Source organism: Pseudomonas sp. SIMBA_067 (assembly GCF_046534675.1).
Lineage (GTDB): Bacteria > Pseudomonadota > Gammaproteobacteria > Pseudomonadales > Pseudomonadaceae > Aquipseudomonas > Aquipseudomonas putida.
Map to the genome: position 1 here is coordinate 25,937 of NZ_JAWRYH010000015.1, position 25,910 is coordinate 51,846.

The 25,910-nt window shown below is 62.8% G+C and carries 19 protein-coding genes; 9 read left to right on the top strand and 10 right to left on the bottom strand.

The window, feature by feature from the left end; genetic code table 11:
• Positions 1 to 122: 122 nt before the first annotated feature.
• Together SB765_RS25030 and SB765_RS25035 are read right to left on the bottom strand one after the other, a co-directional pair.
• Entirely contained in the window at positions 123 to 593 is a 471-nt protein-coding gene (locus SB765_RS25030) for a MaoC family dehydratase (protein ID WP_410932090.1), read from the bottom strand.
• A 34-nt stretch (positions 594 to 627) separates the two neighbouring features.
• Complete coding sequence (locus SB765_RS25035; RefSeq protein ID WP_410932091.1) at positions 628 to 1,572, bottom strand: alpha/beta hydrolase; 945 nt, start codon at positions 1,570 to 1,572, stop codon at positions 628 to 630.
• 218 nt (positions 1,573 to 1,790) lie between these two features.
• Here SB765_RS25035 and fadD2 point away from each other — a divergent pair, with 218 nt between their 5' ends.
• Both fadD2 and fadD1 read left to right on the top strand, forming a co-directional pair.
• Complete coding sequence (gene fadD2 / locus SB765_RS25040; RefSeq protein ID WP_341796495.1) at positions 1,791 to 3,479, top strand: long-chain-fatty-acid--CoA ligase FadD2; 1,689 nt, start codon at positions 1,791 to 1,793, stop codon at positions 3,477 to 3,479.
• Between the two features lie 293 nt (positions 3,480 to 3,772).
• Entirely contained in the window at positions 3,773 to 5,470 is a 1,698-nt protein-coding gene (gene fadD1, locus SB765_RS25045) for a long-chain-fatty-acid--CoA ligase FadD1 (protein ID WP_341796494.1), read from the top strand.
• Between the two features lie 158 nt (positions 5,471 to 5,628).
• Here the strand turns inward: fadD1 and SB765_RS25050 are convergent, their stop codons facing one another.
• Positions 5,629 to 6,936 carry an NAD(P)/FAD-dependent oxidoreductase gene (locus tag SB765_RS25050; RefSeq protein WP_410912476.1) on the bottom strand — a complete coding sequence of 436 codons (1,308 nt, stop codon included), beginning with the start codon at positions 6,934 to 6,936 and terminating at the stop codon, positions 5,629 to 5,631.
• A gap of 24 nt (positions 6,937 to 6,960) precedes the next feature.
• On the bottom strand, positions 6,961 to 8,325 hold the full coding sequence (locus SB765_RS25055) for a glutamine synthetase family protein (RefSeq protein WP_410932092.1): 1,365 nt from the start codon (positions 8,323 to 8,325) through the stop codon (positions 6,961 to 6,963).
• Positions 8,326 to 8,895: 570 nt separating this feature from the next.
• Here SB765_RS25055 and hrpA point away from each other — a divergent pair.
• The gene (gene hrpA / locus SB765_RS25060; protein WP_410912480.1) at positions 8,896 to 12,801 is read left to right on the top strand and encodes an ATP-dependent RNA helicase HrpA; all 3,906 of its coding nucleotides are present in this window, start codon (positions 8,896 to 8,898) and stop codon (positions 12,799 to 12,801) included.
• Between the two features lie 175 nt (positions 12,802 to 12,976).
• Positions 12,977 to 14,098: a beta-ketoacyl-ACP synthase III gene (locus SB765_RS25065; RefSeq protein WP_410932093.1), complete on the top strand. Its 1,122-nt coding sequence runs from the start codon at positions 12,977 to 12,979 to the stop codon at positions 14,096 to 14,098.
• Positions 14,099 to 14,311: 213 nt separating this feature from the next.
• Here the strand turns inward: SB765_RS25065 and SB765_RS25070 are convergent, their stop codons facing one another.
• On the bottom strand, positions 14,312 to 15,556 hold the full coding sequence (locus tag SB765_RS25070) for a putative porin (protein WP_019473637.1): 1,245 nt from the start codon (positions 15,554 to 15,556) through the stop codon (positions 14,312 to 14,314).
• Positions 15,557 to 15,818: 262 nt separating this feature from the next.
• On the opposite strand from SB765_RS25070, the gene SB765_RS25075 reads away from it, so the two are divergent.
• Entirely contained in the window at positions 15,819 to 16,946 is a 1,128-nt protein-coding gene (locus SB765_RS25075) for a GNAT family N-acetyltransferase (protein WP_341796490.1), read from the top strand.
• Positions 16,947 to 17,106: 160 nt separating this feature from the next.
• Here the strand turns inward: SB765_RS25075 and SB765_RS25080 are convergent, their stop codons facing one another.
• The 4 genes from SB765_RS25080 to SB765_RS25095 form a co-directional block, all read right to left on the bottom strand.
• Positions 17,107 to 18,939 carry an ABC transporter ATP-binding protein gene (locus SB765_RS25080; RefSeq protein WP_341796489.1) on the bottom strand — a complete coding sequence of 611 codons (1,833 nt, stop codon included), beginning with the start codon at positions 18,937 to 18,939 and terminating at the stop codon, positions 17,107 to 17,109.
• Between the two features lie 63 nt (positions 18,940 to 19,002).
• Positions 19,003 to 19,560, bottom strand: a complete 558-nt coding sequence (locus SB765_RS25085; RefSeq protein WP_410932094.1) for a peptidylprolyl isomerase — start codon at positions 19,558 to 19,560, stop codon at positions 19,003 to 19,005.
• The gene (locus tag SB765_RS25090; RefSeq protein ID WP_016498437.1) at positions 19,554 to 20,366 is read right to left on the bottom strand and encodes an alpha/beta fold hydrolase; all 813 of its coding nucleotides are present in this window, start codon (positions 20,364 to 20,366) and stop codon (positions 19,554 to 19,556) included. Before SB765_RS25090 ends, SB765_RS25085 begins: the two co-directional genes overlap by 7 nt.
• 12 nt (positions 20,367 to 20,378) lie before the next feature.
• Positions 20,379 to 21,302 carry a LysR family transcriptional regulator gene (locus tag SB765_RS25095; RefSeq protein WP_341796487.1) on the bottom strand — a complete coding sequence of 308 codons (924 nt, stop codon included), beginning with the start codon at positions 21,300 to 21,302 and terminating at the stop codon, positions 20,379 to 20,381.
• A 47-nt stretch (positions 21,303 to 21,349) separates the two neighbouring features.
• Here SB765_RS25095 and SB765_RS25100 point away from each other — a divergent pair, with 47 nt between their 5' ends.
• The 4 genes from SB765_RS25100 (at position 21,350) to SB765_RS25115 (ending at position 24,405) form a co-directional block, all read left to right on the top strand.
• Positions 21,350 to 21,664, top strand: coding sequence for a hypothetical protein (locus SB765_RS25100; protein WP_024717905.1), 315 nt, complete (start codon positions 21,350 to 21,352; stop codon positions 21,662 to 21,664).
• Positions 21,665 to 21,772: 108 nt separating this feature from the next.
• Positions 21,773 to 22,372, top strand: coding sequence for an FMN-dependent NADH-azoreductase (locus SB765_RS25105; protein WP_341796486.1), 600 nt, complete (start codon positions 21,773 to 21,775; stop codon positions 22,370 to 22,372).
• A 220-nt stretch (positions 22,373 to 22,592) separates the two neighbouring features.
• Positions 22,593 to 23,468, top strand: a complete 876-nt coding sequence (locus SB765_RS25110; protein ID WP_049274453.1) for a carboxylate/amino acid/amine transporter — start codon at positions 22,593 to 22,595, stop codon at positions 23,466 to 23,468.
• Between the two features lies 1 nt (position 23,469).
• Complete coding sequence (locus SB765_RS25115) at positions 23,470 to 24,405, top strand: AEC family transporter (RefSeq protein WP_410932095.1); 936 nt, start codon at positions 23,470 to 23,472, stop codon at positions 24,403 to 24,405.
• A 114-nt stretch (positions 24,406 to 24,519) separates the two neighbouring features.
• Here SB765_RS25115 and SB765_RS25120 read toward each other — a convergent pair whose 3' ends face one another.
• Positions 24,520 to 25,821, bottom strand: a complete 1,302-nt coding sequence (locus SB765_RS25120) for a mechanosensitive ion channel family protein (RefSeq protein WP_341796484.1) — start codon at positions 25,819 to 25,821, stop codon at positions 24,520 to 24,522.
• Positions 25,822 to 25,910: the final 89 nt, after the last annotated feature.

Genomic DNA, 25,910 nt, shown 5'->3' on the forward strand with positions numbered 1-25,910 from the left:
GGCGGTACCGGCCCTATCGCCGGCAAGCCAGCTCCCACAGGATCACCACAATGTTCAGGCCTGTGGTGATCCTGTGGGAGCTGGCTTGCCGGCGATAGGGCCGGAACTGGCTAATTCGGTTTTCAGCTAGCCACGAAATTCGGCGGCGACACCAGCTCGACTGTCTGTTGCTTGCGCGGCGCCAGGATCTCGGCCTCACCCTCCACTACCAGCTCATCGTTCTGGTTGTACACATTGGTGGCGATGCGCACCTTGAACTTGGGCAGCTTCTCGAGAATCTCCAGGCGCACGGTCAGGGTGTCGCCAATTTTCACTGGCTTCTGGAAGCTCATCTGCTGGCCCAGGTAGATGGTGCCAGGGCCAGGCAGGGTGCAGGCCACTGCAGCACTGATCAGCGCGCCGCTGAACATGCCATGGGCAATACGCTCGCGGAACATGCTCTTGGCGGCAAACTCGGCATCCAGGTGAACCGGGTTGTGGTCACCAGACATTGCAGCGAACAGCTGGATGTCGCGTTCTTCAACGGACTTCGTGTACTCGGCCGTCTGGCCAACTTCGAGGGCTTCGTAAGGCGTGTTGGTGACCTGGGACATCGGTGCTTCCTTAAGCGTTGGGCGAGGGCGGCTATCATTCACTGCGCGCAGGGCGGCCAAGGGCCAGCGCCTGTTCAAGCCAGCCGAGAATATCGGCGGTGACCTCGTCACGGTTGGTTTCATTGAGTACTTCGTGCCGCGCCTCAGGGTAGACGCGCAGCTGTACATGTCGATTGCCGGTCGCGCGCAGAGCGTCGGCCAGATGGGTGAGACGCTTGCCGGCACTGACCGGATCACATTCACCACCGATTACCAGCATGGGCAGGTTCGGATCGATCTGCGCGAGGTTACTCGGCTGGCTGATTTGCGCCAAGCCTTGCAGCAGGTCGAGCCACAGCTGGTTGCTGCAGCGAAAGCCGCACAACGGGTCGCTGACGTACAGGTCGACCTCGGCCGGGTCGCGGCTAAGCCAGTCGAACGCCGTGCGGTTGGGCTTGAACGCTTTGTTGAACGAACCGAACGACAACCATTCGATCAGCGCACTCTTGCCCTGCGGCCCCTGGCGCCAGGCCTCCAGCCTGGCAATCAGCCGCGCCACGCGGTACAGCGCCGCCGGTTGGTAGTTGGAGCCACTGAGAATCGCCCCGTGCAGGCTGGCGCTGTGGTGCAGCAGGTAAGCCTGGGCGATGTAGCTGCCCATGCTGTGGCCGAACAGAAACAGCGGTGTGCCCGGGTACTGCTGGCCGATGTGCTGGGCCAGCAGCCCAAGGTCGTTGACTACGGCATTCCAGCCATGATGGCGGGCGAACAGGCCGAGGCTGCCCAGCTCGGCGGTGCGCCCGTGGCCGCGCTGGTCGGCAGCGAACAGGGCAAAGCCGGCCTCGCTCAGGGCATGCCCCAGACGCAGGTAGCGCCCGGCATGCTCGGCCATGCCGTGGGCCAGCAGCACCACGGCTTTTACCGGTGTGGCCGGCAGCCATTGGTGCACGTACAGGCTGCAGTGCTCGCTGGCGGGTAGCCAGAAGGCGTCGTGGGGCATGGCGGGTCCTTGTGCGCACAGGTACCCGAACAGTGTATGCACAACCGGCCGGATTGCAGGAAGGGCACAAATAAGATTCACAATGTTAATGGCGGCACTTGGCGTATATGCCGCCTTGGGCTTACCTGCTAACGTCGGATCAACGCCTTTTCGCCAGCAGGCGATCAGGTAAAGGACTAAAGGACGCAGTGCAGGTCCAGGCAGAGGAACAATAATAAATGCAAGCCGACTTCTGGAATGACAAGCGCCCGGCGGGCGTGCCTTCCACCATCGACATCAATGCCTACACCTCGGTCGTCGAGGTGTTCGAGCGCTCCTGCAAGCGCTTTGCCGACCGCCCGGCGTTCAGCAACCTGGGCGTGACCCTGACCTACGCGGAGCTGGAGCGACATTCGGCAGCCTTTGCTGCCTGGTTGCAGCAGCACACCGACCTCAAGCCGGGCGACCGCATCGCGGTGCAGATGCCCAACGTGCTGCAATACCCGATCGCCGTCTTTGGTGCCATGCGCGCCGGCTTGATCGTGGTCAACACCAACCCGCTGTACACCGAGCGCGAAATGCGCCACCAGTTCAAGGACAGTGGCGCACGTGCGCTGGTGTACCTGAACATGTTCGGCAAGCGTGTGCAGGAGGTGCTGCCCGATACCGGCATCGAGTACCTGATCGAGGCGAAGATGGGCGACCTGTTGCCCGCCGCCAAGGGCTGGCTGATCAACACCGTGGTCGACAAGCTGAAGAAGATGGTACCGGCCTACCAGCTGCCTCAGGCGATAGCGTTCAAGCAGGTGCTGCGCCAGGGTCGCGAGCAGTCGCCCAAACCGGTGCCGTTGAGCCTGGACGGCATTGCCGTGCTGCAGTACACAGGTGGCACCACTGGCCTGGCCAAGGGCGCCATGCTCACCCACGGCAACCTGGTGGCCAACATGTTGCAGGTGCTAGCCTGCTTCTCGCAGCACGGCCCCGACGGGCAGAAGCTGCTCAAGGACGGCCAGGAGGTGATGATCGCGCCGCTGCCGCTGTACCACATCTATGCCTTCACCGCGAACTGCATGTGCATGATGGTCACCGGCAACCACAACGTCCTGATCACCAACCCACGTGACATCCCCGGCTTCATCAAGGAGCTGGGCAAGTGGCGTTTCTCGGCGCTGTTGGGGCTGAACACCCTGTTTGTCGCGCTGATGGACCACCCCGGTTTCCGCCAGCTGGATTTCTCGGCGCTGAAGGTCACCAACTCCGGCGGCACGGCGCTGGTCAAGGCCACTGCCGAACGCTGGGAGGCCCTTACCGGGTGCCGCATTGTCGAAGGCTACGGCCTGACAGAAACCTCGCCGGTGGCCAGCACCAACCCCTATGGCCAGCTGGCGCGCCTGGGCACCGTGGGCATCCCGGTGGCGGGTACCGCGTTCAAGGTTATCGACGATGACGGCAACGAATTGCCGCTGGGCGAGCGGGGCGAGTTGTGCATCAAGGGCCCGCAGGTGATGAAGGGTTACTGGCAGCAGCCTGAGGCCACTGCTCAAGCACTGGATGCGGACGGCTGGTTCAAGACCGGGGATATCGCGGTGATCGACCCGGACGGTTTCACCCGCATCGTCGACCGCAAGAAGGACATGATTATCGTCTCGGGCTTCAACGTGTACCCCAACGAGATCGAGGACGTGGTGATGGGCCACCCCAAGGTTGCCAACTGTGCAGCCATCGGCGTGCCGGACGAGCGCTCAGGCGAGGCGGTGAAGCTGTTTGTGGTGCCGCGCGAGGGCGGGGTGAGCGTGGATGAGCTCAAGGCCTACTGCAAAGCCAACTTCACCGGCTACAAGGTACCCAAGCACATCGTGCTGCGTGATTCGTTGCCGATGACGCCGGTTGGCAAGATCCTGCGGCGGGAGTTGCGCGATATAGCGTGATACCGGGATGGCTTCGCGGGCTTGCCCGCGAATGCTTCAAAACCGCTCTAACAGGATGATTACAGCCTGATCTGCGACATTTTGGTTAAAAACTCTAAAAATGACCTGTATTGTTCATTGAGTCATTTTTGTGACTGCAAGGCCTGTTTTGGCCTCTAGGCGACCCCAGGCAAAGCTGTTACTCTCGGCCCGCTTTCAGACGATCCGGTTTGCAACGAACCGCCGTCTCATATCAATAATAAGCGCATCGACGCGCCAATCGAACTTCGCTGTTGCTGAAGGAGTGGGCTTCCATGATCGAAAATTTTTGGAAGGATAAGTACCCAGCCGGGATTACGGCGGAAATCAATCCTGACGAATTCCCCAATATCCAGGCAGTACTCAAGCAATCCTGCCAACGCTTTGCCGACAAACCGGCCTTTAGCAACCTGGGCAAGACTATCACTTATGGCGAGCTGTATGCGCTGTCGGGGGCGTTTGCCGCCTGGCTGCAGCAGCATACCGACCTCAAGCCCGGTGACCGCATTGCCGTGCAACTGCCCAATGTCCTGCAATACCCGGTCGCGGTCTTCGGTGCCATGCGTGCCGGGTTGATCGTGGTCAACACCAACCCGCTGTATACCGCGCGGGAGATGGAACACCAGTTCAACGACTCCGGCGCCAAGGCCCTGGTGTGCCTGGCGAACATGGCCCACCTGGCCGAGAAGGTAATACCCAAGACACAGGTCAGGCACGTCATCGTCACCGAAGTGGCCGACCTGCTGCCGCCGCTAAAACGCCTGCTGATCAATAGCGTGATCAAGTACGTGAAGAAGATGGTGCCGGCCTACAGCCTGCCGCAGGCCGTGCGCTTCAACGACGCCCTGGCCCTGGGCAAGGGCCAGCCGGTGACCGAGGCCAACCCGCAGGCCAACGACGTGGCCGTGCTGCAGTACACCGGTGGCACCACCGGCGTGGCCAAGGGCGCCATGCTGACCCACCGCAACCTGGTGGCCAACATGCTGCAGTGCCGTGCACTGATGGGCTCGAACCTGCATGAAGGCTGCGAAATCCTCATCACCCCGCTGCCGCTGTACCACATCTACGCCTTCACCTTCCATTGCATGGCCATGATGCTGATCGGCAACCATAACGTGCTTATCAGCAACCCGCGTGACCTGCCGGCCATGGTCAAGGAACTGGGCAAGTGGAAGTTCAGCGGCTTTGTCGGCCTCAACACCCTGTTCGTTGCCCTGTGCAACAACGAGGCGTTCCGTGCGCTGGACTTCTCGTCGTTGAAAATCACCCTGTCGGGCGGCATGGCCCTGCAATTGAGCGTGGCCGAGCGCTGGAAGGCCGTTACCGGCTGCGCCATATGCGAAGGGTACGGTATGACCGAAACCAGTCCGGTGGCAGCGGTGAACCCGGCAGAAGCGAACCAGGTGGGTACCATTGGCATTCCGGTGCCATCGACCTTGTGCAAGATCATCGACGACGCCGGCAACGAGCTACCGCTGGGCGAGGTGGGCGAGTTGTGCGTCAAGGGCCCGCAGGTGATGAAGGGCTACTGGCAGCGCGAAGACGCCACCGCCGAGATCCTCGACAGCGAAGGCTGGTTGAAGACCGGCGATATCGCCCTGATCCAGGCCGACGGTTACATGCGCATCGTTGACCGCAAGAAGGACATGATCCTGGTCTCGGGCTTCAACGTGTACCCCAACGAGCTGGAAGACGTGTTGGCGGCCTTGCCAGGTGTGCTGCAGTGCGCAGCCATTGGTGTGCCGGACGAGAAATCGGGTGAAGTGATCAAGGTGTTCATCGTGGTCAAGCCGGGCATGACCGTGACCAAAGAGCAGGTGATGGAGCACATGCGTGCCAACGTTACCGGCTACAAGGTACCGCGCCTGATCGAGTTCCGCGATTCGCTGCCGACCACCAACGTGGGCAAGATCCTGCGCCGCGAGCTGCGCGATGAAGAGCTCAAGAAGCAGGGCTTGAAGAAGATCGCCTGACGCCCCGCCAGCGCGGCCCTTGTAGGAGCAGCCTTGTGCTGCGAAAGGGCCGCGAACCGGCCCCGGCAATTTCAGCAACACCACTGAAAACCTGGGGCCGCTGTGCGGCCCTTTCGCGGCACAAGGCCGCTCCTACAGAGGTTGCACCGCTTTCGGGCTCAGCGCAGTTTTTCCAGCATCTGGTAGTACCACATTCCCGCCGCCAGCAGCGGGTTGCCCAGCAAATCCCCCATCGGCACCCGCACATGCTTGCACTGGGCGAAGGTGTCGAACTTCTCCAGTGTCCCGGTCAACGCTTCGGCCATGATCTCGCCCATGATGTGGCTGGTGGCAATGCCGTGCCCTGAATAACCCTGGCAGTACCATACGTTGTCCGACAGCTTGCCCAGCTGCGGGATCCGGTTGACCACGATCCCCATGGCGCAGCTCCATTGGAACTCGATGGGCACGCCTTTGAGGGCCGGGAACGTGCGTTCGATGCACGGGCGCAGTTCGCCTTCGATGTCGCGTGAATCTTTCCCCGAGTAGTTGGCGCCGCCCCCGAACAGCAGGCGCTTGTCGGCGGTCAGGCGGTAATAGTCGAGCACGAAGCGGCAGTCGTACACCGCCAGGTCCTGCGGGTTGATCTGCTCGGCCAGCTCACCCAGCGGCGCGGTGGTGACGATGCCGCCCATGGCCGGGAATATCTTGCCCTTGAGCTGGCGCTTTTCCAGTTTGTGGTACACATCGCCGGCCAGCATCACCTGGCGTGCCTCGACCCGGCCGTGGGCGGTAACCACCGCCGGGCGCGGGCCGTGGACGATGTCCAGCACCTCGGAGTTTTCGAAGACCAATGCACCCAGGCTGTGGGCAGCGCGGGCCTCACCCAGGCACAGGTTGAGCGGGTGCAGGTGCAGGTTGCGCAGGTTTTTCAACGCGCCCAGGTACAGCGGGCTCTGCAGGTGCTCGGCCACTGCAGCGCGGTCGAGCAATTGCACCTGCTCGCCCATGCCCCGGCGCTGGGCCTCGGCCTCGAATGCGCGCAGCTCGTTCATGTGCGAGGGCTTCATCGCTGCATGCAGGTGGCCGTGCTTGAGGTCGCAGTCGATGCCATAGCGCGCCACGCGCTGTTCGATCACCTGGTGCCCGCGCCAGCGCAGGTGCCAGATGAAATCGTCGACTTCGGCGCCCAGGTGGCTACGCATCTGCGTGCGCATGGCCTCGTCGCCCGACAGGCTGCCGGTGACCTGGCCGCCATTGCGCCCGCTGGCGCCCCAGCCGATACGGTTGGTTTCGACGATGGCCACCTTCAGGCCACGCTCGGCCAGCTCCACCGCCGTGGCGACGCCGGTGAAGCCGCCACCGATGATGGCCACGTCCACCTGCACCGTGCCCTTGAGCTGCGGGTACTCGGTGTGGTCGTTGAGGGTGGCGCTGTAGTAGGACGGCGCACGTTGCGCCGAGCCTTTGTTCAATGCTGCGTTCATGGGTATTCCTTGTTATGTAGAGGCTCAGGCCTGGTGCAGGTACCAGCGCCAGTCCTGCTCGCTGACTTCGGCCATGAACTGGCGGTACTCGGCGCGTTTGACCTTCAGGTACACGCCAAGGAAGTCTTCGCCCAATGCTTCGCGGGCCCAATGGGAATGTTGCAGGGCATCGAGGGCAGTCAGCCAGTCGGTGGGCAGGTGTTCGGTGGCCTGGGCATAGCCATTGCCCTCCACCGGTGCGCCTGGGTCCAGCTGTTCGCGGATGCCCCGGTGGCTGGCGGCGAGAATTGCCGCTGCGGCCAGGTAGGGGTTGGCATCGGCGCCGCAAATGCGGTGTTCCACATGCCGGCTGTTGGCCGGGCCGCCTGGCACACGCAGGCTCACGGTGCGGTTGTCCACGCCCCAGGTCGGCGCCAGCGGCGCATAGCTGTTGGCCTGGAAGCGGCGGAACGAGTTGGCGTTGGGGCAGAACAGCAGCAGCGAGTCGCGCAGGTGGCGCAGCATGCCGGCCACAGCCTGGCGCAGCAGCGGGGTGCCGGCTTTGTCTTCACTGGCGAACAGGTTGTTGCCCGCGTTGTCGGCCAGGCTCAGGTGCATGTGCATGCCGGTACCGGCCAGGTTGGCAAACGGCTTTGCCATGAAGCAGGCCTGCATGCCGTGGGCATGGGCCACGCCTTTCACCAGGCGCTTGTAGCGCACGGCCTGGTCCATCGCCTGCAGTGCATCGCCGTGCTCCAGGGTGATTTCCACCTGGCCTGGGGCGTATTCCGAAATGGCGGTACGTGCCGGAATGCCTTGGGCCTTGCAGGCGGCGTACAGGTCGGCAAGAAACGGTTCTATCTGCTCCAGCTCACGCAGGCCATAGACCTGAGTAGCGCGCGGGCGGCCACCGTCGTTGTCCAGCGCCGGTTGCGGGCGGCCCTGGGCATCGCGTTGCTGGTCGAGCAGGTAGAATTCCAGCTCGCAGGCCATTACCGGGTGGTAGCCGTCGGCTTTCAACGCTTCGATGGTGCGCAGCAGCACATGACGCGGGTCGGCGATGCTGGCCGGCAGGCCTTCGCTCGGGTGCATGCTGACCTGCACGGCAGCGGTTGGCACCCGGCGCCAGGGCAAGCGCACCAGGCTGTCTTCAAGCGGGTAGGCGCGGCAGTCGATGTCGCCCACGTCCCACACCAGGCCCGAGTTTTCCACGTCGTCACCGTTCAGGGTCAGGCCGAGGATGGTGCTGGGCAGCGGCCGGCCGGTCTGGTAAACGGCCAGCAGTTCCTCGCGGTGCAACAGCTTGCCGCGCGGTACGCCGTTGGCGTCGAGGATAAAGAGCTCGAACAGCTCGATATCGGGGTTTTCGGCCAGGAAACGGGAAGCCTGCTCTACGGGTGCAAAGTGCATGATTGATTCGCTCACGGGCGCACAGGGCCACCGCACAAGCAGGCGGCCCAGTTGAGTCAAACGGCCAGAAGGAGGCCGGGTTTGGTCACAATGGCGTGAGCGAGGTGTCCGGTGGGCGCGCGTGGCGGCAGTGCCACAAAGCCCAGAAGGCGAGGATGATGTGAACCAGCGGATTTTCCCCGGCACGGCTCCGGGCCTTCGGTAGCGAAGGGCGGGACGACGGTGGGGCGATGGGCTGGACGGGAGTCATGCCTTTGATACTCACATGCGGCGTAAGGTTGATTAAAGCAGTGAATGGCAACCTTTACATATGCCCTTGCTAAACTTTCAGCCGCTATGCGATCCCTGTAGGAGCGGCCTTGTGCCGCGATTGGGCCGTAAAGCGGCCCCGGCAATGTGTGCTGGGGCGCAAATCCTGGGGCTGCTGCCGCAGCCCATCGCGGCACAAGGCCGCTCCTACAGGGACCGTGCCAGCCTGGACAGCAAAGTAGGCCCAAATCTGCGACAATCGCGCATCCTTCGAATGCCGATCATGAAAAAGCAGGCTCACCTGCATCACTAAAAAGCCCCATGACTGACCACGCCATCGACAAACTGCTGCAAAACCTCGACCACGCCATGATCGCCGACCGCCATCGTCTGCGCCGGCAACTGCACGAACTGCGCAAGCGCCCCGACGAGGCGAAGCTCGCGCAGTGGGTGGAAAAGGTTCAGGCGTCCTGCGCCCAGGTCACCGCGCGCCAGCAGAGCGTGCCGACCGTGCGCTACGACGACAACCTGCCGATCGCCGCCAAGCGTGATGAAATCAAGAAGGCCCTGGCCGAAAACCAGGTGCTGGTGATCGCCGGCGAAACCGGTTCGGGCAAGACCACCCAGCTGCCGAAGATCTGCCTGGAGCTGGGCCGTGGCAGCCATGGCCTGATCGCCCACACCCAGCCGCGCCGGATCGCCGCGCGTAGCGTGGCGGCGCGGGTCGCCGAAGAGCTGGGCACGCCGCTGGGCGGGCTGGTCGGCTACCAGGTGCGGTTCGAAGACCAGAGCGATTCCAATACCTTGGTCAAGCTGATGACCGACGGCATCCTGCTGGCCGAAACCCAGCACGACCGCCTTCTGGAGCGCTACGACACCATCATTGTCGACGAAGCCCACGAACGCAGCCTGAACATCGACTTCCTGCTCGGCTACCTGAAGACCCTGCTGCATCGCCGGCCAGACCTGAAGCTGATCATCACCTCGGCGACCATCGACCTGGAGCGTTTCTCCAGGCACTTCGATAACGCGCCAATCATCGAGGTGTCCGGGCGCACTTACCCGGTGGAGACCTGGTACCGCCCGCTGACCAGCGAGCAGGACGAGGAAGGCAACCAGATCGAGGACGACCTCACCGTCGACCAGGCCATCCTCGCTACCCTGGATGAGCTGGCGCACCATGAGCGCAGCGAGGGCAAGGGGCCGGGCGATGTCCTGATCTTCCTGCCGGGCGAGCGGGAAATCCGCGATGCCGCCGAAATCCTGCGCAAGGCGCAACTGCGCCACACCGAGATTTTGCCGCTGTACGCGCGCCTGTCGCCAGCCGAGCAGCAGCGCATCTTCCAGCCGCACACCGGGCGCCGCGTGGTGCTGGCCACCAACGTTGCCGAAACCTCGCTGACCGTGCCTGGCATTCGCTATGTGATCGACACCGGCACGGCGCGCATCAGCCGCTACAGCTACCGCGCCAAGGTGCAGCGCCTGCCCATCGAGGCGGTGTCGCAGGCCAGTGCCAACCAGCGTAAAGGCCGCTGCGGCCGGGTAGAGCCAGGCATCTGCGTACGGCTTTACAGCGAAGAAGATTTCAACAGCCGGCCCGCGTTCACCGACCCAGAGATCCTGCGCACCAACCTGGCGGCGGTAATCCTGCAGATGCTGCACCTGCGCCTGGGCGCGATCGATGCCTTCCCGTTCATCGAGCCGCCGGATGGCAAGGCCATCAGCGATGGCTTCAATCTGTTGCAAGAGCTGTCGGCGGTCAACCGCGAGAACCAGCTGACCCCGATCGGCCGCCAGCTGGCGCGCCTGCCGGTCGACCCACGGCTGGGCCGCATGCTGCTTGAAGGCGCACGCCTGGGCAGCTTGCAGGAAGTGCTTATTGTCACCAGTGCGCTGTCGGTGCAAGACCCACGCGAACGCCCGCCGGAGCGCCAGCAGGCCGCCGACCAGGCCCACGCACAGTGGAAGGATGTGGACTCCGACTTCGCCGCGCTGGTCAACCTGTGGCGTGGTTTCGAAGAGCAGCGCCAGGCGCTGACGGCCAACCCGCTGCGCAACTGGTGCCGCAAGAACTTCCTCAATTACCTGCGCCTGCGTGAATGGCGCGATGCCCACCGCCAGCTGGCACTGATCTGCCGTGAGCTGCAGTTGACGGTGAACAAGGAACCGTCCGACTACCTGAAGATGCACAAGGCCATCCTCAGTGGCCTGCTGAGCCAGATCGGCCAGAAGACCGAAGAGGGCGACTACCAGGGGGCCCGCCAACGGCGCTTCTGGGTACACCCGTCGTCGGGCTTGGGGCGCAAGCGCCCGCAGTGGGTAATGGCCGCCGAACTGGTCGAGACCACCAAGCTGTATGCGCGCATGGTGGCCAAGATCGAGCCGGACTGGATCGAGCCGCTGGCCGGCCACCTGGTCAAGAAGAACCACTTCGAACCGCACTGGGAGAAAAAGCGCGGGCAGGTGGTGGCCTATGAGCAGATCACCCTGTACGGGCTGATTCTGGTTGGCCGCCGCCCGGTGCACTACGGCCCGATCGACCCGGTTACTTCGCGCGAGTTGTTTATCCGCGAAGGCCTGGTGGGGGGCGAAATCCAGTCGCGAGCCAAGTGCCTGGCAGCCAACAAACGCCTGCTTGAGGAGCTTGACGAGCTGGAGGCAAAGGCCCGCCGGCGCGACATCCTGGCCGACGAAGAAACGCTGTACGCCTTCTACGAAGCGCGCCTGCCGGCGGAAATCCACCAGACCGCGACCTTCGACAGCTGGTACCGCATGGGCAGCCAGAAGGACGCCAACCTGCTGATCATGCGCGAGGAAGACGTGCTGGCCCGCGAGGCCAGCGAGGTGACCGCAGCACAGTACCCCGACAGCATGCAGGTGGGCGAGCTGCGCCTGCCGCTGAGCTACCATTTCGAGCCCGGCCACCCGCGTGACGGCGTGACTGTGCGGGTGCCGGCACCGCTGTTGCCAAGCCTGCCCGGCGAACGCCTGGAATGGCTGGTGCCAGGCCTGCTGGAAGCCAAGTGCGTGGCGCTGGTGCGCAACCTGCCAAAGGCCCTGCGCAAGAACTTCGTGCCGGTGCCGGACTTCGTCAAGGCCTCCCTGGCGCGCATGACGTTCGGCCAAGGGGCGCTGCCGCAGGCCCTGGGCCAGGAGCTGTTGCGCATGACCGGTGCGCGGGTGTCCGATGAGGCCTGGGACGAATCGGTCAAGCTGGTCGAAGGCCACCTGCGAATGAACATCGAGGTGGTTGATGGCCAGGGCAAGTTCCTTGGCGAAGGCCGCGACCTGGCCGAGCTGACTGCACGCTTTGCCGCTGCCAGCCAGGCAGCACTGGCGGTGCCGCGTGATGCCAAAAGCGAACAACCGGTGCAGGCCAAAGCTTTCAGCGAAGTGAAACAGACCGCCCAGCAGAAGATTGCCGGGCTGTCGATGACCGTGTACCCGGCGCTGGTCGAAGACAACGGCACCGTGCGCGAAGGGCGCTTCTCGACCCAGGCCGAAGCCGAGTTCCAGCACCGCCGCGCGTTGCAACGGCTGTTGCTGCAGCAACTGGCCGAGCCGGCCAAGTTCCTGCGCGGCAAGCTGCCGGGGCTGACCGAGCTGGGCCTGCTGTACCGTGAAATGGGGCGGGTCGAGGCGCTGGTCGAAGACATTCTGCTGGCCAGCCTGGACAGCTGCATCCTCGAAGGCGAACAACCGCTGCCCCGTGATGGCGCGGCCTTGGCCGGGCTGGCTGAACGCAAGCGCGGCAGCTGGGCCGAGCATGCCGAGCGCCTGGCGCGGCTAACGTTGGAGGTGCTGAAACTCTGGCATGGCCTGCAGAAGCGCTTCAAGGGCAAGATCGACCTGAGCCAGGCGGTGGCGCTGAACGACATCAAGCAGCAGCTAAGCAACCTGGTGTACCCGGGCTTTGTGCGCGAAACGCCTGCGGCGTGGTTCAAGGAGCTGCCACGCTACCTCAAGGCGGTGGAACTGCGCCTGGAGAAGCTGGGTTCGCAAGTGCAGAAGGACCGGGTCTGGTCCGGCGAACTGGCCAACCTGTGGGCGCAGTACAAGGCCCGTGCCGACAAGCATGCCCAAGAGGGCAAGCGTGATGAGCAACTGGCTTTGTACCGTTGGTGGCTGGAGGAATATCGGGTGTCGTTGTTTGCCCAGCAGTTGGGCACCAAGGTGCCGATTTCCGACAAGCGACTGAGCAAACAGTGGAGTCAGGTGGAAGGCTAAACTTCTACAGTTGTGGCAATATTGGTGCAATTTGGGGCCGCTTTGCGGCCCTTCGCGGGCACGCCCGCTCCCACAGGGACAAGCCTACGCCCCTAAATTGGCACTAAAGTGCCATTAACCTGCCATATTTCCAGCCAGCGCCCCGTGGCGATGGCCTTTGACCAGAGGAACGACCGTGCATAACGTCGTGATCAGCGGCACCGGCCTGTACACCCCGGCCCAGAGCATTTCCAACGAAGAACTGGTGGCCTCTTTCAACGCCTGGTCGCAGCAGTTCAACCAGGACAACGCCGCCGCCATCGAGCGCGGTGAAGTCGAAGCGGCGCCGGTGTCCGACGCGGCATTCATCGAAAAGGCCTCGGGCATCAAGAGCCGCTTCGTCATGGACAAGGCCGGCATCCTCGACCCGCAGCGCATGAAGCCAAGCCTGCCAGAGCGTTCCAACGACGAACCGTCGGTGCTCTGCGAAATGGCCGTGGCTGCCGCTCGCCAGGCCCTGGAGCGCGCCGGCCGCACGGCTGCCGATGTCGACGGGGTGATCGTCGCCTGCTCCAACTTGCAGCGCCCATACCCGGCCATTGCTATCGAAGTACAACAGGCGCTGGGCATCCAGGGCTTTGCCTTCGACATGAACGTGGCCTGCTCGTCGGCCACCTTCGGCATCCAGACCGCCGCCAACAGCGTGGCCCTGGGCCAGGCGCGCGCGGTGCTGATGGTCAACCCGGAGGTGTGCACTGGCCACCTGAACTTCCGTGACCGTGACAGCCACTTCATTTTCGGTGATGCCGCCACGGCGGTGCTGATCGAGGGTGCCGACCAGGCCACCTCGGCGCACCAGTTCGACATTGTCAGCAGCAAGTTATGGACCGAGTTCTCCAACAACATCCGCAACAACTTCGGCTTCCTCAACCGTGCGGCGGAAGAAGGCGAAGGTGCGGCAGACAAACTGTTCATCCAGGAAGGCCGCAAGGTGTTCCGCGAGGTGTGCCCGAAAGTGGCCGAGCTGATCGGTGAGCACTTGCAGGAAAACGGCCTGCAACCGAGCGACGTCAAGCGCTTCTGGCTGCACCAGGCGAACCTCAGCATGAACCACCTGATCGTCAAGAAGCTGCTGGGGCGTGAAGTGGCCGAGGAAGATGCACCGGTCATTCTCGACCGTTATGCCAACACCAGCTCGGCGGGGTCGGTGATTGCCTTCCACCTGTACCAGGATGACCTGGCCAAGGGCTCGCTGGGCGTGTTGAGTTCGTTTGGTGCGGGGTATTCGATTGGTAGCGTGATTCTGCGCAAGCGCTGATTGCTTGATCTGATCCGAGATAGCCGGGGCCGCTTTGCGGCCCATTCGCAGCACAAGGCTGCTCCTACAAGGGATCGCGTCCCCCTGTAGGAGCAGCCTTGTGCTGCGAATGGGCTGCAAAGCAGCCCCTTACAATTTCACAGGCAAAAAAAGCGGGGAACGCCGGATGGGGTCGGCGTTTCCCGCTTCAGCGTGAAGCAGAGAGAGTGACGCTTAGAATTTGGCTTCCAGGTCCACCTGCAGGGTGTCTACGTCAGCATTGCTGTTCGGTAGCTGCGACAGATCTGTCTTGGCCATCAGGTAGGCAGCACCCAGGGAGAAGTTCTTGTCGATTTCGTAACCCACCTTGAACTTATGGCCACGGGAACCTGTGAAGCCGTTGCCAAAGTCCGAATCGGTGAACAGGCTGACCACCGCGTTACGCTGCACATCGCGGTAGTTGTAGTCCAGGCTCCAGGCTCCCACCTTGGTTTTCAAACCAGCCAGCCAGGCTTGATCTTCGCCATCGGTGCTCTCGGTATTCTTCACGTACTGACCATAGGCCGACAATGGAATGGCCAAGCCGGTGAAATCGATCTGGCCAAAACCTTCCACCAGATTGAACTCGTTGGTGGTGTTGCCAAACGACTGCAGGATGGCTGCTTCCTTGTCGTTGTCATAACCATAGATGCTCGCACCCACGGTGAGCTTGAGCACATCAGCCGGCGCGAACTTGGCGCCCAACTGACCGTGGTAGACCTGCGCATCGTGCTTGTACTGGACACCATCACCATCGACGTTGTCCTTCAGGGTGTACTGACCGGCGCTGGCAAAGACTTCGGCGCCGCCCAGGTCCGCTTTGTAAGTGGCAGCCACACCTTCCGGGTTGATGTCGCTATCCCAGATAATATCCCCCATGCTTACCCAAGGCTGTGGCATCTTGCCGCCAATAAGGTGCAGGTTCGGGACTGCAGTAGGGTGCCAGTCGAGGTAGGCGAGGTCGACCCACAGCGACTTCTTGTCAAAGTAGTTGTCGAGGCTCTGGTTGGTCGAGCGCCGGTCGGCGCTGCTGCCGGTGGCTATGCGAACGCCGGCGTCGACCTGCGGGTTGATCTCGCTGTAGAAGCCGACACGGGCACGCACTCGCTGGCGGTCCTGGTTGCCGCTGCTGCTGTTCGGGTCATCGACGTTGACGTCTTCGTAACGCAGGCGCACGTCACCCTTGATCTGGGTCTTGGCGGCCCATGCCACTTTTTGTTCAAACGAGCTCATGCGTTCGGACTGAGCTTTCTGGTCGGCCTTTTCCTTGGTTTCTTTTGCCAGGTCGCCCTGCAGTTCGTTGTACTGCGCCTGGTTGATCGAGCCGTTGGCGCGGAGCATTTCGAGCAGCTTGGCGTCGACAGCAGCACTGGCCGGGGCGCTCAGAGCCAGCATCATGCCGGTGAGGCTCACTCCGGTAAGTGTAGAAACAAGACGCATAAGGTTCTCCCTACTGAAAAAAATGGGGGAGGCTCAAGCGCCTGCCCCTGCGTTGGCATGTCTTCGGAAAGGGCCTGAATAGACAGGTTCTGGGGTTCCGGAAAACAGGCGCAAGTATTGCGGGGGCCAATGACAGATTAATGTCTAATTAGTGGCACTGTTGTTAAGTAATTGAGAGTAAAAGGATCAGCCCGGCTTTCGTCATTTGAGTGCGGAGCGTTCCTTGGGGATACTGAACGCCTTCAGACAGCGAGCCGAAACCGTGACCAGCCTGTATAGCCTTGCCCATTTGCGTGATCTTCCGGCGGCCACCTGGGATGCCCTGGTGCCGGCCGGCCAACCGTTCCTGCGCCATGCTTTCCTCAGCGCGATGGAAGACAGCGGCAGTGTGCAGCGCAGCACCGGCTGGGCCGCCGAGCACCTGGTGCTGGAGCGTGACGGGCAGGTACGGGCGCTGCTGCCGGCGTACCGCAAGTGGCACTCGTTTGGCGAGTATGTGTTCGATCACGGCTGGGCCGATGCTTGTGAGCGGGCCGGTATTGCCTACTACCCCAAGCTGCTCGGCGCTGTGCCGTTCAGCCCGGTCAGCGGCCCACGCCTGCTGACGGCTGACCCGGCTGACGGTTTGCTGATGCTGCAGGCCCTGCCGGAGTATCTGGGCAAGGGCGGACTTTCCAGTGCGCACATCAACTTCACCGACCCGGCGCTGGACGCGCAGTTGGCGGGCCTGCCAGGGTGGATGGAGCGCCTGGGCTGTCAGTTCCACTGGCAAAACCGGGGCTATCGGGACTTCCAGGATTTTCTCGACAGCCTGAGCTCGCGCAAGCGCAAGCAGATGCGCAAGGAGCGTGAGCAGGTGGCGGGGCAGGGCATCGAATTCCGTTGGTACCGCGGTGATGAACTGGACGAGGCACAGTGGGATTTCGTCTTTCAGTGTTACGCCAACACCTATGCGGTGCGCCGACGCGCGCCTTACCTGACCCGCGAGTTTTTCAGCCTGCTGGCCGAACGCATGCCCGAGGCGTTGCGTGTGGTGATGGCCCGTCAGGGTGGGCGCGATGTAGCGATGGCCTTGAGCCTGGTGGGGGGTGACAGCCTGTTTGGCCGTTACTGGGGGTGCCTGGATGAGTTCGACCGGCTGCATTTCGAAACGTGTTTCTACCAGGGCATGGATTTTGCCATTGCCGAGGGTTACCAGCGTTTCGATGCCGGGGCGCAGGGCGAGCACAAGCTGATACGCGGGTTTGAGCCTGTGTTGACGCGGTCCTGGCATTACCTGCTGCACCCAGGGTTGCGGCGGGCGGTGGAGGATTTTCTGCTGCAGGAGCGCGAAGGGGTCAAGGGGTATGCCGAGGAGGCGAGGGGGATGTTGCCCTACCGCCGGGCCTGATGCGTCTTCGGCTGCAGCGCGATCCCTGTAGGAGCGGCCTTGTGCCGCGAAAGGGCCGCAAAGCGGCCCCGGCAATTATTGCTGCGAAGCTGAAAACCTCGGGCTGCTGCGCAGCCCTTTCGCGACTCAAGGCCGCTCAAGAAGCGCGCCGTAGCGTAGATCAGTCGACCCCGACAAAGCCCCCGGTCTGGTGATGCCACAACCGGGCATACAACCCTTGTTGCTCCAGCAACTGCGCATGGCTGCCACTTTCGACAATCCGGCCCTTGTCCAGCACCACCAGCCGGTCCATCCGGGCAATGGTCGACAGCCGGTGGGCAATGGCGATCACGGTCTTGCCTTGCATCAGCGTCTCCAGGCTTTCCTGGATGGCTGCCTCCACCTCCGAGTCCAGCGCTGAAGTGGCTTCGTCCATGATCAGGATCGGCGCATTCTTCAACAGCACCCGGGCAATGGCGATGCGCTGGCGTTGGCCGCCCGACAACTTGACCCCGCGCTCACCCACATGGGCATCGAAGCCGGTGCGCCCTTGGGCGTCCGACAGTTGCGGGATGAACTCGTCGGCGCGGGCGCGGCGAACCGCTTCGTGCAACTCCGCCTCGCTGGCGTCGGGGCGGCCATACAGCAGGTTGTCGCGGATCGAGCGGTGCAGCAACGAGGTGTCCTGGGTGATCATGCCGATCTGTGCGCGTAGGCTGGCCTGGCTGACTTCGGCAATGTTCTGGCCATCGATGAGGATGCGCCCGCCCTGCACGTCATACAGGCGCAGCAGCAGGTTGACCAAAGTCGACTTGCCCGCGCCGGACGGGCCGATCAGGCCGATTTTTTCGCCCGGGCGAATGTTCAGGTCGAGGCCTTCGATCACATTGGCAGCCTTGCCATAGTGGAAGTCGACATCATCGAAATGCACCGCGCCGCGGCTGACCTTGAGCGCCGGCGCGTTGGGCTGGTCGGTGACGGTAACCGGCTGGGCGATGGTCTGCAGGCCGTCCTGGACCATGCCGATGTTTTCGAAGATGCCGTTGACCACCCACATGATCCATCCCGACATGTTGACGATGCGGATTACCAGGCCGGTGGCCAGGGCGATAGCACCAACGGTGATCAGCGACTGGCTCCACAGCCACAGCGCCAAGCCTGTGGTGGCGACCACCAGCAGGCCGTTGAGGGTGGTGATGACCACGTCCATGCTGGTAATTACCCGCGAGGCCAGCTGGGTTTTCTCGGTTTGCTCGCGGATTGCTTCACGTGCGTATTGCTGCTCGTAGTCGGTGTGGGCGAACAGCTTCAGCGTCGCGATGTTGGTATAGCCGTCGACGATACGCCCCATCAGCTTGGAGCGGGCGTCGGACGAGATCACCGAGCGCTCCTTGACCCGTGGCACGAAGTAGAACAGCGCGGCGATGTAGCCGGAGATCCAGACCAGCAGCGGCAGCATCAGGCGCCAGTCGGCCTCGGCGAACAGCACCAGCGAAGTGATGGCGTAGATCAGCACGTGCCATAGCGCGTCCACCGCCTGCACGGCAGAATCACGCAGCGAGTTGCCGGTCTGCATGATGCGCTGGGCAATGCGCCCGGCGAAGTCGCTCTGGAAGAAGTTGAGGCTCTGCTTGAGCACGTAAGTGTGGTTTTGCCAGCGGATCAGGCTGGTCATGCCGGGGTTGATGGTCTGGTGCACCAGTAGGTCGTGCAGGCCGAAGAACAACGGCCGCAGCAGCAGAATCACCACCAGCATCCAGATCAGTTCGCCACTGTGCTCGCTGAAGAAGCTGGCATTCGGCGTGCCCTGGGCCAGGTCGATGATGCGGCTGAGGTAGCTGAACATCGCCACCTCGATCAGCGAGGCGAACAGGCCGACCACCAGCAGGGCGAGGAAGCTGGGCCATACCTGGCGCAGGTAATACAGGTAGAACGGCCACACGGTGGTGGGTGGCGATTCACTGGGTGCTTCGCGAAAGATATCGATCAGCTGTTCAAAACGACGGTACAGCATGGGTAACGACACTCCTGTTCCATCCGGCCCTCAGGCGGTTGCACGTCCCTGTGCAGCCTGCGGTCAGTCGATGCGTTTGGCCGACTTGATGTAGACCGGGTCGGCCGGTACATCGCGCATGCCTTTCTTGACGGTGGTGGGCGAGTTGACGATTTGGTCGACCACTTCCATCCCTTTGGTCACCTTGCCGAACACGGCGTACCCGGCGTCGCGCCCCGGGTTGAGGAAATCGTTGTCGGCCACGTTGATGAAGAACTGGCTGGTGGCCGAGTTCGGGTTGGAGGTGCGCGCCATCGACAGGGTGCCGCGGGTGTTCAGCAGGCCATTGCTGGCCTCGTTCTTGATCGGGTCTTTGGTGTCCTTCTGCACCATCTGGTCAGTGAAACCGCCGCCCTGCACCATGAACCCCGGGATCACCCGGTGGAAAATCGTGTTGTTGTAGAAGCCGCTGTCAACGTACGCCAGGAAATTCTTGGTGCTGAGCGGCGCCTTTTCGGCGTTCAGCTCGATTTCGACCTGGCCGAAGCTGGTGTCCAGCATGACGTGCGGGGTCTTGTCGGAGGCCATGACGCTGGTGGCGAAGGCGACCGAGCAGGCGGTGAGCAGGAGTTTTTTCAGCATGGGCTCAAAGATCCTTGAGAGGTGGAAGCGGCTGCGAGGAACTGCAGCAGGGTCTGGTTGAAGACCTCGGGTTGATCGAGTGGCGTAGCGTGCCGGGAATCGTCGACGACGACCAGCCTGGCGTTGGGCATCAGGGCCACGTAACGCTCTTTCAGTTGTATCGGGGTGTAATCGTGGTCGGCGGCGATCACCAGGGTAGGACAGTGGATCTGCCCGATGCGTTCCTGCACGCCCCAGTCGACGATGGCGTCGAAGCTCTTGAGGTAGGCGCGTTTGTCATTGCGCGCCCAACGCTGGGCCATCTTCTGCCGCAGGTCTGCTTGATGGGGCTTGGGGAACAGGCGCTCGGCCAGGCCCTTGCCGACGGTTTCGACACTGAGCAGGCGCGCCAGGCCCCAGCGCTTGAGCCACCAGGCCCAGTCACTACGGGTACGCCGCTTGACCTCGGGGGCGCTGTTGACGATGCACAGGCTGCGCAGCCACTGGGGGTGGTCGACAGCGAATTGAAAACCCACCATGCCGCCCATCGACAGGCCGACGAAGTGCACGGGGCCCGTGTGCAGGTGTTCGAGCAGGGCCAGCAGGTCGGCACTGAAGGTGGCGATCTGGTAGCCGTCGCGGGGCTTGTCGGAGCGACCGTGGCCGCGGATGTCCATGAGGATCACCCGGTAATGGCGGCTGAGCACCGGCACCTGCAACTCCCAGTCCTGGCAACTGGAGCCCAGGCCGTGAAGCAACACCAAGGGTTCGCCCTGGCCATATTCCTCGTAATGCAATGCGCATCCTTCGTGTTCGAAATAGGCCATGGGCTGGTTCTCTCAAGCTTGCGGGGGGGCTGCGAAAGGCACGTCCAGTGGCGCAGTGTCGAAGTTGCGCAGCAGCTCGATGAGAATCTGCGTGGCCGGGCCCAAGGTCTTCTCTTTGCTCGAATAAAGGTAGAACAGTGGGTGGCGGCTGCCACCCTGATCCAGCTGCAGCGGTTTGAGCACGCCTTCAGTCAGCTCGCGCTCGATCATGTGCCGGGGCAGCCAGGCAAAGCCCAGGCCGCTGCTGACGAAGGTGGCGGCGGTGCCCAGGCTGCCGACCGTCCAGCGCTGCTCGGCACCCAGCCAGCCGACGTCGCGTGGTTGTGCGCGGCCGGAGTCGCGAATAACCACCTGCAACTGGCTTTCGAGGTCCTGGAAGGTAAGTTCCCGGCCTAGGCGGTGCAGGCTGTGTTCAGGATGGGCGACGGCGACGAACTCCACCGCGCTCAGTTCGGCGCCCAGGTAGCCACCAATGCTGTAGCTGCTGATGGCCAGGTCGGCGATGCCTTCGTGCATCACTTCTTCTACGCCAGACAACACTTCTTCACGCAGGCGCACCCGGCAGCCGCGGCTTTGCGGCATGAACGCGGCCAGGGCACGTACCAGCCGCGCACTGGGGTAGGCGGCATCGACCACCAGCCGCACCTCGGCTTCCCAGCCTTGTTCCATGTGGTGGGCGAGGTCCTCGAGCTGGCTGGCCTGCTTGACCAGGTGGCGAGAGCGACGCAACAACACGTTGCCCGCCTCGGTGAGCACCGCCTTGCGGCCGTCGATGCGCAGCAGTGGCACGCCCAGTTGCTCCTGCATGCGGGCCACGGTGTAGCTGACCGAGGACTGCGAGCGGTGCAGTGCCTCGGCGGCCTGGGCAAACCCGCCGTGATCGACCACTGCTTGCAGGGTTCGCCACTGGTCAAGGGTTACGCGCGGCGCTTTCATCTTTCGCTCCTGTTGTCCTAAGCTGCCTCTTTCAAGGAGAGCGGCCCATGAAGAAATGTTGTGCGGCAATACTGATGTGCCTGCCCCTCGGGGCCATGGCCTATCCCATCGATGTGGAGAAGGAACTGACCGGGGTCAAGCTTGACTACACCGCCTATGACACGGCCTACGACATTGGCGCCATTACCCTGAACAACTACGGGCAGGTCCCGGCGGCGTGCAAGGTAACCTTCCGCAATGGCCCGGAGGCCCCGCGGGTACGCCGGGTGAACGTGCCGGCCGGTAAAAGCGTGGATGTCACTGCCAAATTCAACAGGCAGATCATCAAACTACGGATCGCCGTGAACTGCAGCCCGGAATAAACTGATTAATCGATTGATTGAACCCACTTTTTACGCTTTTTTATCGATAGGTCAAGCCTTAATCTCACCTCCATCGAATCGCACCCTTTTTGCCGATGGAGGCACCCCATGTCCCGCGTACTGATCATCGAAAGCAGCGCCCGCCAGCAGGATTCCGTTTCCCGTCAGCTGACCCGAGATTTCATCCAGCAATGGCAGGCCGCTCACCCGGCTGATCAGATTACTGTGCGTGACCTGGCCGTAAACCCGGTGCCGCACCTGGACGCCAACCTGCTGGGTGGCTGGATGAAGCCGGAAGAACAGCGCAGCGCCGCCGAACTTGAGGCCTTGGGCCGTTCCAACGAATTGACGGATGAATTGCTGGCCGCCGACGTGCTGGTGATGGCCGCGCCCATGTACAACTTCACCATCCCCAGCACCCTCAAGGCCTGGCTGGACCACGTGCTGCGAGCGGGCATCACCTTCAAGTACACCCCCACTGGCCCGCAGGGCCTGCTGACCGGCAAGCGCGCCATCGTCCTGACTGCCCGCGGCGGTATCCATGCCGGCGCTACCAGCGACCATCAGGAACCGTACCTGCGCCAGGTCATGGCTTTCATCGGCATTCACGATGTCGACTTCATCCATGCCGAAGGCCTGAACATGAGCGGCGAGTTCCACGAGAAAGGTGTCAACCAGGCCAAGGCCAAACTGGCGGCGGTGGCCTGAGGTTTACTGAATTCCCAACCCTGACACCTGTTTTTGCTCCTTTGGGTGTACTGCCCGGCCAATGGCCGGGCTTTTTTATGCGTGAAGCCATGAGGGGACCTGAGCCGGCCTCTTCGCGGGCACGCCCGCGAAGAGGCAGGTACAGCCCCTACATTCCTCATGGTTGAACTCATTTACCGCAACCCGCTAAGGTCGCGGCCTTGATTCATGAGAGGCAACCATGGGCTACCTGATAATCGTCGCGCTGATCCAGGCGTTTTCCTTCAGCCTGATCGGCGAGTACCTGGCGGGGCACGTCGACAGCTACTTCGCCGTGCTCGCACGGGTGCTGCTGGCCGGCCTGGTGTTCCTGCCGCTGACCCGCTGGCGCCAGGTCGAACCGCGCTTCATGCGCTCGATGCTGCTGATCGGCGCCTTGCAGTACGGCATCACCTACGTCTGCCTGTACCTGAGCTTCCGCGTACTGACGGTGCCAGAGGTGCTGCTGTTCACTATCCTCACGCCGTTGCACGTGACGCTGATCGAAGACGCCATGAACCGGCGTTTCAACCCATGGGCGCTGCTGGCTGCGCTGGTGGCTGTAGCCGGTGCCGCGGTGATCCGCTTCGACAGCATCAGCGGCGAGTTTTTCATCGGCTTCCTGCTGCTGCAACTGGCCAACTTCACCTATGCCGCCGGCCAGGTGCTGTACCGCCATCTGGTCGCGCGCAACCCCAGTGACCTGCCGCACTACGCCCGTTTTGGCTACTTCTACCTGGGGGCCTTGCTGGTGGTGCTGCCGGCCTTCCTGCTGTTCGGCAATGCCCAGCACCTGCCGAGTACCGACGTGCAATGGCTGGTGCTGCTGTTCCTGGGCCTGTGCCCGACGGCGCTGGGCCTGTACTGGTGGAACAAGGGCGCGTGCATGGTTTCAGGCGGCACGCTGGCGGTCATGAACAACCTGCATGTGCCGGTGGGGTTGCTGCTGAACCTGCTGATCTGGAACCAGCACGAGCCGCTGGGGCGGCTGTTCATTGGCGGCGGGATCATCCTGGCGTCGGTGTGGCTGAGCCGGTTGGGCGCACGCGCGCAGGCACCGCTGGCCAACAAGGCCTGACATGCACACCATCTTCGTCATTGTTGCGCCGATCTTCGCCCTGATCCTGGTCGGCTATCTGTGCCGCAAGACCAACAAGCTGGGTGACAAGGCCGCCGCCGAAATCAACAAGATGGTGGTCTGGCTGTGCCTGCCGGCGTTGTTGTTCAAGGTGACGGCCACTGCCACCTGGAGCGAGATCTGGCACCCGGGGTTCATCGCGGCCTTTGGCACGGGCGCCCTGGCCATGTTCGTGGTCACGCTGTTGTGGCGCCTGAACAGCGGCCATGGCCTTGTAGCGTCGAGCATCGACGGGCTCAGTGCGGGGTATGCCAACACCGGTTATATAGGCATCCCGTTGTGCCTGCTGCTGTTCGGCCAGGCGGGCTTGCAGCCGGCGCTGATTTCATCGTTGATCGTGGTGTGCCTGGTGTTCGCCATTTCGCTGACGCTCATCGAGGTTGGGCTACAGGAGGAGCGGCGTATCGGTCGCGCCGTGGTGGTCGTAGGCAAGGCGTTGGCGAAGAACCCGCTGGTGATTTCGCCGCTGGCGGGGGCTGGCTGGGCCATGAGCGGGCTGGGGCTGGCCGAACCGGTGATGCATTTTCTCGACATGCTGGCGCTGGCCACCACCCCGTGCGCCTTGGTATCGCTGGGTGCATTCCTGGCAGGAAAGCGCGCGGGTGCGCAAGCCAGCCCTTGGCCATTGGTAGGCTTGAAGCTGGTGGGGCAGCCGGCGTTGACCTGGGTGCTGGCGTACAAGGTGTTCAGCCTGCCGAGCATGTGGGCGGCTTCGGCGGTGCTGCTGGCAGCGCTGCCGACCGGGACCGGGCCGTTCATGCTGGCGGAGTATTACAACCGCGAGGCGGGGCTGATTTCGCGGACGATCCTGTTGTCGACCGTGGCATCGCTGGTGACCTTGACCGGGTTGTTGTACCTGCTAGGTTACGCGGGGTGATTCGGGGGCGCTTTGCGCCCCATTCGCAGCACAAGGCTGCTCCTACAGGAAACGCGTACATTTTGTAGGAGCAGCCTTGTGCTGCGAATGGGCTGCAAAGCAGCCCCGGCAATCTCAAGCCTCGCTCATCTCTTCCAGCCGACGCGACACAGGCTCTTGCGCCGCACGCCCACTCAACCCCACCCGCATGTCATTGCCACTCGGCTGCTGATACAGGCTCAAGCCGAACTCCGGCAACACCGCCAGCAAATAGTCGAAGATATCCCCCTGAATCCGTTCGTAATCTGCCCACACCGTGGTGGTGGTGAAGCAGTAGATCTCCAGCGGCACACCTTCGGCGGTGGTCTGCATCTGCCGCACCATGCAGGTCATGTTCGGGTGCACGTTGGGGTGGTTTTTCAGGTAGGCCAGGGCAAACGCGCGGAAGGTGCCGATGTTGGTCAGCTTTCGGCGGTTGGCTGACAGCTCGGCGACAGGCCCCAGGGCTTCGTTCCAGTTCTGCAGCTCCTGGCGCTTGCCGGCCAGGTAGTCGCCCAGCAACTGCACCTGGCTCAGGCGCTGCTCCTCTTCGCGGGTGAGGAAGCGCACCCCGGCCGCATCGATGAACAGGCTGCGCTTGATGCGCCGGCCCCCGGACTGCTGCATGCCGCGGTAATTGCGGAACGACTCGCTCATCAGGCGCCAGGTGGGGATGGAAACAATCGTCTTGTCGAAATTCTGCACCTTCACCGTGTGCAGGGTGATGTCCACCACGTCGCCATCAGCACCTACTTGCGGCATTTCGATCCAGTCACCCACGTGCAGCATGTCGTTGCTGGTGAGTTGCACGCTGGCGACGAACGACAGCAAGGTGTCCTTGTACACCAACAGCAGCACCGCCGACATGGCACCCAGGCCCGACAGCAGCAGTAACGGAGAGCGATCGATCAGGGTGGCGACGATGACGATCGAGGCGAAGATCCACAGCATCATCTTGGCCAGTTGCACATAGCCCTTGATCGAGCGGGTGCGGGCGTGCTCGGTGCGGGCGTAAATGTCGAGCAGTGCATCCAGCAGGCATGACAGCGCCATGGTCATGAACAGCAGGGTAAAGGCCAGGGCGACATTGCCCAGGAAGTGCTGGGCAGTGTCGGACAGCTCCGGCACCAGCTTCAGGCCAAACTGCAGCACCAGCGAGGGCGTGGTTTGCGCCAGGCGGTGGAACACTTTGTTATGGCGCAGGTCGTCCAGCCACTTCAGGGCAGGCTGGCGGGCCAGCAGACGGGCGCCATGCAGCATCAGGAAGCGCGCCAGGCGGCCGACCACCAGGGAAATCAGCAGCAGCACCGCCAGGCCGATGGCCGCGTGCAGCATGGGATGTTGGTCGAGGGTGCCCCACAGGTCGAGGGAGTCACGCCAGATTCGTTGTATATCCATGGGCTTGGGTACAGTCTTGTTGTGAAACGAGGTGCCATTAGAGCGCGGATGGCGACAAAGTTGCCAAAAGAAATTCGGCTAAGGCGGCA

What these genes read in the sequence shown, in the direction of transcription:
- SB765_RS25030 (WP_410932090.1), bottom strand. Translation starts at nt 593, where the DNA reads ATGTCCCAGGTCACCAACACGCCTTACGAAGCCCTCGAAGTTGGCCAG.
- SB765_RS25035 (WP_410932091.1), bottom strand. Translation starts at nt 1,572, where the DNA reads ATGCCCCACGACGCCTTCTGGCTACCCGCCAGCGAGCACTGCAGCCTG.
- fadD2 (WP_341796495.1), top strand. Translation starts at nt 1,791, where the DNA reads ATGCAAGCCGACTTCTGGAATGACAAGCGCCCGGCGGGCGTGCCTTCC.
- fadD1 (WP_341796494.1), top strand. Translation starts at nt 3,773, where the DNA reads ATGATCGAAAATTTTTGGAAGGATAAGTACCCAGCCGGGATTACGGCG.
- SB765_RS25050 (WP_410912476.1), bottom strand. Translation starts at nt 6,936, where the DNA reads ATGAACGCAGCATTGAACAAAGGCTCGGCGCAACGTGCGCCGTCCTAC.
- SB765_RS25055 (WP_410932092.1), bottom strand. Translation starts at nt 8,325, where the DNA reads ATGCACTTTGCACCCGTAGAGCAGGCTTCCCGTTTCCTGGCCGAAAAC.
- hrpA (WP_410912480.1), top strand. Translation starts at nt 8,896, where the DNA reads ATGACTGACCACGCCATCGACAAACTGCTGCAAAACCTCGACCACGCC.
- SB765_RS25070 (WP_019473637.1), bottom strand. Translation starts at nt 15,556, where the DNA reads ATGCGTCTTGTTTCTACACTTACCGGAGTGAGCCTCACCGGCATGATG.
- SB765_RS25080 (WP_341796489.1), bottom strand. Translation starts at nt 18,939, where the DNA reads ATGCTGTACCGTCGTTTTGAACAGCTGATCGATATCTTTCGCGAAGCA.
- SB765_RS25085 (WP_410932094.1), bottom strand. Translation starts at nt 19,560, where the DNA reads ATGCTGAAAAAACTCCTGCTCACCGCCTGCTCGGTCGCCTTCGCCACC.
- SB765_RS25090 (WP_016498437.1), bottom strand. Translation starts at nt 20,366, where the DNA reads ATGGCCTATTTCGAACACGAAGGATGCGCATTGCATTACGAGGAATAT.
- SB765_RS25095 (WP_341796487.1), bottom strand. Translation starts at nt 21,302, where the DNA reads ATGAAAGCGCCGCGCGTAACCCTTGACCAGTGGCGAACCCTGCAAGCA.
- SB765_RS25100 (WP_024717905.1), top strand. Translation starts at nt 21,350, where the DNA reads ATGAAGAAATGTTGTGCGGCAATACTGATGTGCCTGCCCCTCGGGGCC.
- SB765_RS25105 (WP_341796486.1), top strand. Translation starts at nt 21,773, where the DNA reads ATGTCCCGCGTACTGATCATCGAAAGCAGCGCCCGCCAGCAGGATTCC.
- SB765_RS25110 (WP_049274453.1), top strand. Translation starts at nt 22,593, where the DNA reads ATGGGCTACCTGATAATCGTCGCGCTGATCCAGGCGTTTTCCTTCAGC.
- SB765_RS25115 (WP_410932095.1), top strand. Translation starts at nt 23,470, where the DNA reads ATGCACACCATCTTCGTCATTGTTGCGCCGATCTTCGCCCTGATCCTG.
- SB765_RS25120 (WP_341796484.1), bottom strand. Translation starts at nt 25,821, where the DNA reads ATGGATATACAACGAATCTGGCGTGACTCCCTCGACCTGTGGGGCACC.